Raw genomic sequence first — 8,319 nt, forward strand, 5'->3', positions numbered from 1 at the left:
CGCGTAGATCAGGCCGAGATGCTCGAGGTCGCTCATGACGTTGCGGATGGTGGCCGGGGACAGCGAAGACGGCAGGATGCGCGACAGGCTGCGCGAGCCCACGGGTTCGCCGTCCTTGAGATAGGAATCGACGATGCGCCGAAAGATGTCGCGCGAACGCATGTCGAGCGACTGGAGCGCGGGCGACTGCGAAGCGGGATCGACTGCCTTGGTCATACGGCCAAAAACCTCCGGCCCAAGGATACAGACTTACACTGCACCCGCGCAACCCGGTGTCTGTGTGAGATCACCGGGTGTCTTTGTGGGATCACCCGGTGTCTGTGTCAGATCGTCAGGCCATTTTCCTTTGCGCCACGCGTCCCATGCGGTTACAAGCCGGCCAAGATTCCGAAAAATGACAAGAAAGCAGCCTGAATGCGCCCTTCCAAACGCCAATTCGACGAAATGCGTGCCATCTCCTTCGAGCGCGGCGTCTCCAAGCATGCCGAAGGCTCATGCCTGGTGAAGTTCGGCGACACGCATGTCCTGTGCACGGCCAGCCTCGAGGAAAAAGTGCCGGGCTGGATGCGCAATTCCGGCAAGGGCTGGGTGACGGCGGAATACGGCATGCTGCCGCGCTCGACCGGCGAGCGCATGCGCCGCGAGGCTTCGGCCGGCAAGCAGGGCGGCCGCACGCTTGAAATCCAGCGGCTGATCGGCCGTTCCCTGCGCGCCGTGGTCGACCTGCAGGCGCTTGGCGAGCAGCAGATCACCGTCGACTGCGACGTCATCCAGGCCGATGGCGGCACCCGCACCGCATCGATCACCGGCGGCTGGGTGGCGCTGTATGACTGCCTGCGCTGGATGGAAGCGCGCCAGATGGCCAGCGTCGCCAAGGTGCTGAAGGACCATGTCGCGGCGATCTCCTGCGGCATCCATGACGGCCAGCCGGTCATCGACCTCGACTATGTCGAGGATTCCGCGGCCGGCACCGACGCCAATTTCGTCATGACCGGCAAGGGCGGCATCGTCGAGATCCAGGGCACCGCCGAGGGCGAGCCCTTTTCGGAAGAGCAGTTCGCGGACTTGATGGGCCTGGCCAAGAAAGGCATCCAGCGCCTGGTGAGTTTGCAGCAGATGGCGGTGGCTTAGTTTTTAGATGTCGAGTTTGAGCGCCCCCCTCTGGCCTGCCGGCCATCTCCCCCTCAAGGGGGGAGATCGGATGCCATTTCGGTCTTCGCCAATCTCCGGCGCTGCAGGGTGCGCGACAAAGCTGCCAATCTCCCCACCTGAGGGGGGTGAGGCGTGGTCCGCGAAGCGGACGGAAAGCCAATTGCTTGGCTTTCCGAACAACGAACGCCCAGAGCGGCAGCGAAGGGCCGGGGCCGGCAGGCCAGAGGGGGGCGCCTCTTGACACCCTCCGCGATCCTTGAATCCGCTCTCTACGTCACCGATCTTCCCGCAGCGGAAAGCTTCTACACCGACATCCTCGGCCTCAATCTCCTCGGCAAGGTCGACGGCCGCCACCTCTTCTTCCGCTGCGGATCCGGTGTGCTGCTTGTCTTCAACGCCGAGGCGACCAAGATCCCGCCGGCGCCTGACGCCAGGCTGCCGGTGCCGCCGCATGGCGCGGTCGGCCAAGGTCATCTGTGCTTTACGGCGACCGGCGATGAAATCGCCGGCTGGAAAGCCCATCTGGAGGCAAAGAAGATCGCCATCGAGAGCGAATTCGAGTGGCCGCAGGGCGGCCGTTCGATCTATATACGCGACCCCTCGGGCAATTCGATCGAATTTGCCGAGCCACGAATCTGGGGCCTTTGATGCATTCTCTTGATGGCAAGAAGATCGTCGTCGCCAGCCACAATGAAGGCAAGCTGCGCGAATTCGCGGACCTGATGGGGCCGTTCGGCTTCGAAGCGAAGTCGGCCAAGGAGTATGGCCTGCCGGAGCCGGATGAGACCGGCACCACTTTCGAGGAGAACGCCTACATCAAGGCGCTCGCCGCCGCCAAGGCGACCGGCCTGCCGGCGCTGTCGGACGATTCTGGCCTATGCGTCGACGCGCTTGATGGCGCGCCCGGCGTCTACACCGCCAACTGGGCCGAAACCCCGGATGGCAGCAGAGATTTCGGCATGGCCATGCAACGCACCGAAGTGGCGCTGCAGGAAGTCGGAGCCGCCTTGCCGCAACAGCGCAAGGGACGTTTCGTTGCCGTCATCTGCCTGGCGTTTCCCGACGGCGAGGCGGAATATTATCGCGGCGAGGCCGAGGGCACGCTGGTCTGGCCGCCGCGCGGCGAACTCGGCTTCGGCTATGATCCTGTGTTCCTGCCCGATGGCTTCGAGAAAACCTTCGGCGAGATGAGCGCTGAGGAAAAGCATGGCTGGAAGCCCGGCCAGGCCACGGCGCTGTCGCACCGCGCGCGTGCCTTCCAGAAATTCGCCGAGGCGAGATTGGGCTCGGCATGAGCATGCTGCTCGACCGGGCGCCCGGCTTCGGCGTCTATGTCCACTGGCCATTCTGCGCGGCCAAATGCCCCTATTGCGACTTCAACAGCCATGTCCGCCACCAGCCGGTCGACCAGGAGCGCTTTGCCGCCGCCTTCGAGGCCGAACTGGCGACGATGCGCGAGCGCACCGGGCCGCGCGAGGTGACCAGCGTTTTTCTCGGCGGCGGCACGCCCTCGCTGATGAAGCCGGAAACCGTGGCCAGGGTTCTGGACGCCGTGGCGAAGAACTGGACTGTGCCTGACGGCATCGAGGTGACGCTGGAGGCCAATCCGTCCTCGGTCGAGGCCGAACGCTTTCGCGGCTACCGGGCAGCCGGCGTCAACCGCGTGTCGCTCGGCGTGCAGGCGCTGAATGACAAGGATTTGCGCTTCCTCGGCCGGCTGCACAATGTCGATGAGGCCCTGCACGCCATCGGCCTCGCGCGGGAAATATTCCCAAGGCTGTCCTTCGACCTCATCTACGCCCGCCCCGGTCAGACGCCGGAGGCCTGGGCATCGGAGCTGGAACAGGCGATCGGCCATGCCGCCGACCATCTGTCGCTCTACCAGCTGACCATCGAGGAAGGCACGCCCTTCCACGCCCTGCACGCGGCAAAGAAATTCATCATTCCCGACAATGACCACGCCGCCGACCTCTATGCGTTGACGCAGGAGATCACTACGGCGCACGGCTTGCCGGCTTACGAGATTTCCAACCACGCAAGGCCGGGCGCCGAGAGCCGGCACAACCTCACCTATTGGCGCTATGGCGAATATGTCGGCGTCGGGCCGGGCGCGCATGGCCGCTTCGTCGAGCATGGCCGCCGCACGGTGACGATCGCCGAGCGGATGCCGGAAACCTGGGCCAATCTGGTCGAGGCCAAAGGCCATGGCGTCACCGGCGGCGAAATCCTGACGCGTTCGGAAGAGGCCGACGAATTCCTGCTGATGGGCCTGCGGCTCGCCGAAGGCATCGACCTCTCCCGCTACGAGGCGTTCTCCGGACGCGGCCTGTCGAGCGCGCGGCTGTCGATGCTGCAGGGAGAGGGGCTGGTGGCGCCGATCGGCAATGCGCGCCTGCGCGCCACGGCCGCCGGCATGATCGTGCTTGACGCCGTGGTCGCCGATCTGGCGCGGTAACCCTTTGAAGAACGTGCTCTTTGTCTGCAGCCAGAATCGCTTGCGCAGCCCCACCGCCGAACAGGTGTTTTCAACGCGCCGGGATATCGAGGTGGCCTCGGCGGGAACAAACCACGATGCGGACACGCCGCTGACGCATGAATTGGTCGCCTGGGCCGACATCATCTTCGTCATGGAAAAGGCGCACCGCACCAAACTGCAGAAGAAATTCAAGACCAGCCTGAAGAAGGCCCGTGTGATCTGCCTCGATATACCTGATAACTATGAATTCATGGACCTGGAGCTGATTGGCCTTCTGAAGGCACGCGTTTCACGGTATCTCGGTTAAGACCATCCGCAAAGGCCACCGGCATGAACCTGACCGTATCCTCCTGGCAATTCTGGGCATTGCTCTCAGCTGCGTTCGCTGCCCTGACGGCGATCTTTGCCAAGGTTGGCATCGAGAACATCAATTCCGATTTCGCCACCTTCATCCGCACGGTCATCATCCTGATCGTGCTCGGTGCCATCCTGCTTGCCAGCGGCCAGTTCCAGTCGCCGGCCACGATCTCGGCAAAGACTTGGGCTTTCCTAGGCCTGTCCGGTCTGGCGACCGGCGCGTCATGGCTCTGCTACTTTCGGGCGCTCAAGATCGGCAATGCGGCGCAGGTGGCGCCGATCGACAAGCTAAGCGTCGTGCTTGTGGCGGTGTTTGGCGCGGCCTTTCTCGGCGAGCGGTTGTCCGGAGCGAATTGGCTTGGCGTCGCCCTTATCGCGGCGGGCGCGGTGCTGGTCGCCTATCGAGGCTAGTTGCGCGCCGTTGCGGGCATTCTTTGTTTCAAGACGGGTGATGAAGATATCGAAGCGATTGGGCATCGTCCGGTCAGTGCTCCGTCGTGCTATCGGGTTTGTTGTCGGAAAGCCTGACGTTGGTCGGCAAAGCGCTCACGGCTCGCTCTTTGGCCAGGCTGTGCTCGGTCTTGGCAGATAGGCGCTTGTCCCTGGGCGCGGCACCGCGCTTGCGGCCGGCATAGTAGGGCTCGAAAGCGTCCTGTATCTTCAGGCTGTCCATCCTGTCCTCCTCCGGAATCAGGGGGCTAATCTGCCAACGCCGGTTTGGTTCCCCACTGTGGCAAAGGAAAGGCGAATTCCTTACATCGGCGTCAGCTTTTGCAAGCCCGCGTCAGCCGTGCCAAACAGGGCTGAATGGAGAAGTCATCGGTGACCGCAGAGACGAGCAAGCGCAGCTATGTGGTCGGGCAGACCGAGATCGCGGCACGGCCATTGGAGCCGGCGCTCTATCTGGTGGCGACGCCGATCGGCAATCTCGCCGACATCACGCTGCGCGCGTTGGAGACGCTGGCCGCCGCCGACATCGTTGCTTGCGAAGACACGCGGGTGTCGCGCGTGCTGCTCGACCGCTACGGCATTCGCCGCCGCACCACGGCCTATCATGAACACAATGCCGGCGAGGCCGGGCCGAAGCTGATATCGGCACTTCAGGCCGGGCAGAGCGTGGCGCTGATCTCCGATGCCGGCACGCCGCTGGTATCCGATCCCGGCTACCGGCTGGTCGGCGAGGCGCTCGACCACGGCATTCGCGTCGTGCCTATCCCCGGCCCGTCAGCGCCGCTGGCGGCCCTGACGGCATCCGGCCTGCCCTCCGATGCCTTCCTGTTCGCCGGCTTCCTGCCGGTCAAATCAGGGCAGCGGCTGACACGGCTGGAAGCACTGAAGGCCGTGCCGGCGACATTGATTTTCTTTGAATCGCCGCGCCGGCTGGCTGACTCCCTGGCTGCCATGGTCGAAGCGCTCGGCGGCGAGCGCAAGGCCGCTATCGGCAGGGAATTGACCAAGACCTTCGAAGAGATGCGAACCGGCACGCTGCAGGCGCTGGCCGACCACTATGCTGCGGCCGATACGCCGAAGGGCGAAATCGTCGTCTGCGTCGGTCCGGCCGAGGCCAGGGTCGACGAGCCTGAAGACATCGACCGTCTGCTTCTGTCGCTTGCCGCCGAAATGCCGGCCTCCAAGGCGGCCGCGGAAGCCGCGAAGATGACCGGCGGCCAGAAACAGGTCCTCTATCGGCGGCTGCTTGACCTCAGGGAGACTTCTGGAGAAAGCGACAGTGGCTGAGCGCCCAAGCGTCAGCCGCCAAAAGGCCTATCGACGCGGTCATCGCGGCGAATGGCTGGCGGCGGCAGCACTGATGATGAAGGGCTACAGAATCCTTGCGCGCCGCCACCGCACACGCTTCGGCGAGATCGACCTGATCGCGCGGCGCGGCGATCTGGTGCTGTTCGTCGAGGTCAAGGCGCGGCGCACGCTGATGGAAGCCATGGAGGCGATCGGTCACGAATCGGAACGTCGAATAGAAGGCGCGGCCGACATCTGGCTGTCGCGCCAAGCGGACTACGGCAGGCTGTCGATGCGCTTCGACATGGTCGCGGTGCTGCCCTGGCGCTGGCCGGTGCATGTCGAGAACGCGTTTTACGGGAGGAGTTGAGGGGCCACTTACGGGCGTTGCTCGCCCTTCGCTGGCTCCCTGCCCTTCGGGCGTTCAGTCCCTTCAAAAGGTCCACCGGACCTTTTGATCCGCCCGAAGGCGAACCGGGCCTTCACCGTTCGTCGTTCGGAAAGCCAAGCAATTGGCTTTCCGTCCGCTTCGCGGACCACTCCTCACCCCCAGATCATCAACGCCATCAACCCGACACCGCCGACCACCAGCCGCCACCAGCCGAACAGCGCGTAGCCTTTGCGCGAGACGTAGTCGAGCAGGAAGCGCACGACGATGAGCGCCGTGACAAAGGCGGCGACGAAGCCGACGGCGATGATCGGCAGGTCGGCACTGCTCAGCACGTTGCGGTTCTTGAACAGGTCGAAGGCGAAGGCGCCGACCATGGTCGGGATCGCAAGGAAGAAGGAAAATTCAGCGGCAGCGCGCTTATCGACGCCCAAAAGCAGGGCGCCGACGATGGTCGAGCCCGAACGCGATGTGCCGGGAATGAGCGACAGGCACTGGAAAAGCCCGATCTGCAGGTAAAGCCGGGTCGGGAAGCGCTCGACATCGCGGTAGACCGGCTTGAGGTTCATGCGGTCCACCGCCAGCAGCACGACGCCGCCGATGATCAGCATGATGCAGATCAGCCTCGGCGATTCGAACAGCACCGTCTTGATGAAATCATGCGCCAGCGCGCCGATGATCGCCGCCGGCAGGAAGGCGATCAGGATGCCGATGGCGAAATGCCGCGTCAGCCGGTCATGCGGCAGTTCGAGCAGCATCTTCCACAGGCGGCGGAAATAGACGCTGAGGATCGCCAGGATGGCGCCGAGCTGGATCAGGATCTCGAAGGCCTTGCCGGTCGAATGGAAGCCGAGGAAATGACCGGCAAGCAGAATATGGCCGGTCGACGACACCGGGATGAACTCGGTCAACCCCTCCAGCAGGCCGAGCAGCAGGGCTTCGACGATGGTCTGGCTTTCCATGGCTACCTCGGCATTGGCGTGACGGCTGACAGAAGGGCTTGCTTGTCATGGCGTTGAAGTCCCCCTATAGGTCGCAACACCCTGACGGCCCGCTAACCGGGCGGCCAAGACTTACCGGTGCGCCCTGCGATTCGCCAGTGCGCTTTATCATCGCGGAACCATGCTGACGCTTTTCCACCATCCCATGTTCGCCACCTGTCGCTTCGTCCGCCTCGCATTCGGCGAGTATGGCGAGGAGCTGGCTTTGATCGAGGAAAAGCCGTGGACCCGGCGCAAGGAGTTCCTGGCGCTGAACCCGGCCGGAACGCTGCCGATCCTGCTGGCCGAAGGCGACGTGCCGATCGTCGGCGCGACGGTGATTTCGGAATATCTCGATGAAACGCGCGGCGTGCTGAAGCGCGACAAGCGGCTGTTCGCCGAGGACCCGATGCAGCGCGCCGAAATCCGCCGGCTCATCGACTGGTATCTCAACAAGGCTGAAAGTGAAGTCACCCGCCATCTGGTGCGCGAGCGCGTGCTGAAGCCGGTCATGCCGGAAACCGCTGGCGGCGGCTCGCCCGATTCGGGCGCGATCCGTGCCGCGCGCGCCAACATCCGCCAGCACATGAAATACACCAACTGGCTGGCCGGCACCCGCCATTGGCTGGCTGGCTCCAGGGTCACCTATGCCGATCTCGCGGCCGCGGCGACGCTGTCGGTGCTCGACTATCTCGGCGAGATCGACTGGCGCGAGCACAGCGCTGCACGCGAATGGTACACGCGGGTCAAGTCGCGGCCCTCCTTCCGGCCGCTTTTGACCGACCGGGTGCGCGGCCTGTCACCGGTGTCGCATTATGCGGACCTCGACTTCTGACGCCGCAAAACTGCGCGCGCTGATCGACGCGGAGGCGCAGCGCGCCGGCTTCGATGCCGTTGCCGTCACCTCCCCCGATGCGATCCCGCTGGCGCCGGCGCGCCTGGCCGAATTCGTCGCCGATGGCTTTCACGGCTCAATGGACTGGATCGCCGAGACGCTGCAACGCCGCAGTGAACCAATGGCCCTCTGGCCGCAGGTGCGCTCGATCATCGTGCTGGCGATGAACTATGGCCCCGACCATGATCCGCGCGGGCTGCTGGCCAAGCGCGACTCCGGCGCGATCTCGGTCTATGCGCAAAACCGCGACTATCACGATGTGATGAAGGGGCGGCTGAAGGAGATCGCCGGCAAGATCGTGGCGCGCGCCGGGGGTGATGTGAAGGTATTCGTC

The 8,319-nt window shown here is 64.3% G+C and carries 12 protein-coding genes and 1 pseudogene; 10 read left to right on the forward strand and 3 right to left on the reverse strand.

Annotated features, from left to right (window positions below):
• Positions 1 to 216 (reverse strand): annotated as a pseudogene (hrcA, locus tag EN750_RS09580) (heat-inducible transcriptional repressor HrcA); the annotation flags it as partial.
• A 198-nt stretch (positions 217 to 414) separates the two neighbouring features.
• Between hrcA and rph the strand changes: the two are divergent.
• The 6 genes from rph (at position 415) to EN750_RS09615 (ending at position 4,396) form a co-directional block, all read left to right on the forward strand.
• Complete coding sequence (rph, locus tag EN750_RS09585; protein WP_127396273.1) at positions 415 to 1,131, forward strand: ribonuclease PH; 717 nt, start codon at positions 415 to 417, stop codon at positions 1,129 to 1,131.
• A gap of 258 nt (positions 1,132 to 1,389) precedes the next feature.
• Entirely contained in the window at positions 1,390 to 1,800 is a 411-nt protein-coding gene (locus tag EN750_RS09595) for a VOC family protein (protein WP_127396274.1), read from the forward strand.
• Entirely contained in the window at positions 1,800 to 2,447 is a 648-nt protein-coding gene (rdgB, locus tag EN750_RS09600) for an RdgB/HAM1 family non-canonical purine NTP pyrophosphatase (RefSeq protein WP_127318509.1), read from the forward strand. Before EN750_RS09595 ends, rdgB begins: the two co-directional genes overlap by 1 nt.
• Positions 2,444 to 3,607, forward strand: a complete 1,164-nt coding sequence (gene hemW / locus EN750_RS09605) for a radical SAM family heme chaperone HemW (RefSeq protein WP_127396275.1) — start codon at positions 2,444 to 2,446, stop codon at positions 3,605 to 3,607. The genes rdgB and hemW overlap by 4 nt, the downstream gene beginning before the upstream one ends.
• Before the next feature lie 4 nt (positions 3,608 to 3,611).
• A complete protein-coding gene (locus EN750_RS09610) occupies positions 3,612 to 3,935 on the forward strand; it encodes a low molecular weight protein tyrosine phosphatase family protein (RefSeq protein WP_127396276.1) in 324 nt (107 codons plus the stop codon).
• A 23-nt stretch (positions 3,936 to 3,958) separates the two neighbouring features.
• Positions 3,959 to 4,396 carry an EamA family transporter gene (locus tag EN750_RS09615; protein ID WP_127269533.1) on the forward strand — a complete coding sequence of 146 codons (438 nt, stop codon included), beginning with the start codon at positions 3,959 to 3,961 and terminating at the stop codon, positions 4,394 to 4,396.
• A gap of 73 nt (positions 4,397 to 4,469) precedes the next feature.
• On the opposite strand, the gene EN750_RS09620 is transcribed toward EN750_RS09615, so the two are convergent.
• Complete coding sequence (locus EN750_RS09620) at positions 4,470 to 4,658, reverse strand: hypothetical protein (protein WP_127269534.1); 189 nt, start codon at positions 4,656 to 4,658, stop codon at positions 4,470 to 4,472.
• Positions 4,659 to 4,792: 134 nt separating this feature from the next.
• Between EN750_RS09620 and rsmI the strand changes: the two genes are divergently transcribed.
• Together rsmI and EN750_RS09630 are read left to right on the forward strand one after the other, a co-directional pair.
• The gene (rsmI, locus tag EN750_RS09625) at positions 4,793 to 5,722 is read left to right on the forward strand and encodes a 16S rRNA (cytidine(1402)-2'-O)-methyltransferase (protein ID WP_127396277.1); all 930 of its coding nucleotides are present in this window, start codon (positions 4,793 to 4,795) and stop codon (positions 5,720 to 5,722) included.
• Complete coding sequence (locus EN750_RS09630) at positions 5,715 to 6,092, forward strand: YraN family protein (RefSeq protein ID WP_127269758.1); 378 nt, start codon at positions 5,715 to 5,717, stop codon at positions 6,090 to 6,092. The genes rsmI and EN750_RS09630 overlap by 8 nt, the downstream gene beginning before the upstream one ends.
• Positions 6,093 to 6,265: 173 nt before the next feature.
• Here EN750_RS09630 and EN750_RS09635 read toward each other — a convergent pair whose 3' ends face one another.
• A complete protein-coding gene (locus EN750_RS09635; protein WP_127269760.1) occupies positions 6,266 to 7,072 on the reverse strand; it encodes an undecaprenyl-diphosphate phosphatase in 807 nt (268 codons plus the stop codon).
• Between the two features lie 160 nt (positions 7,073 to 7,232).
• Here EN750_RS09635 and EN750_RS09640 point away from each other — a divergent pair, with 160 nt between their 5' ends.
• Both EN750_RS09640 and EN750_RS09645 read left to right on the forward strand, forming a co-directional pair.
• Complete coding sequence (locus EN750_RS09640; protein WP_013528622.1) at positions 7,233 to 7,925, forward strand: glutathione S-transferase family protein; 693 nt, start codon at positions 7,233 to 7,235, stop codon at positions 7,923 to 7,925.
• A partial coding sequence (locus EN750_RS09645; RefSeq protein ID WP_127396278.1) for a QueG-associated DUF1730 domain-containing protein occupies positions 7,906 to 8,319 on the forward strand: 414 nt, incomplete at its 3' end. The genes EN750_RS09640 and EN750_RS09645, both read left to right, overlap by 20 nt.

Source organism: Mesorhizobium sp. M7A.F.Ca.ET.027.03.2.1, from assembly GCF_003999175.1.
Lineage (GTDB): Bacteria > Pseudomonadota > Alphaproteobacteria > Rhizobiales > Rhizobiaceae > Mesorhizobium.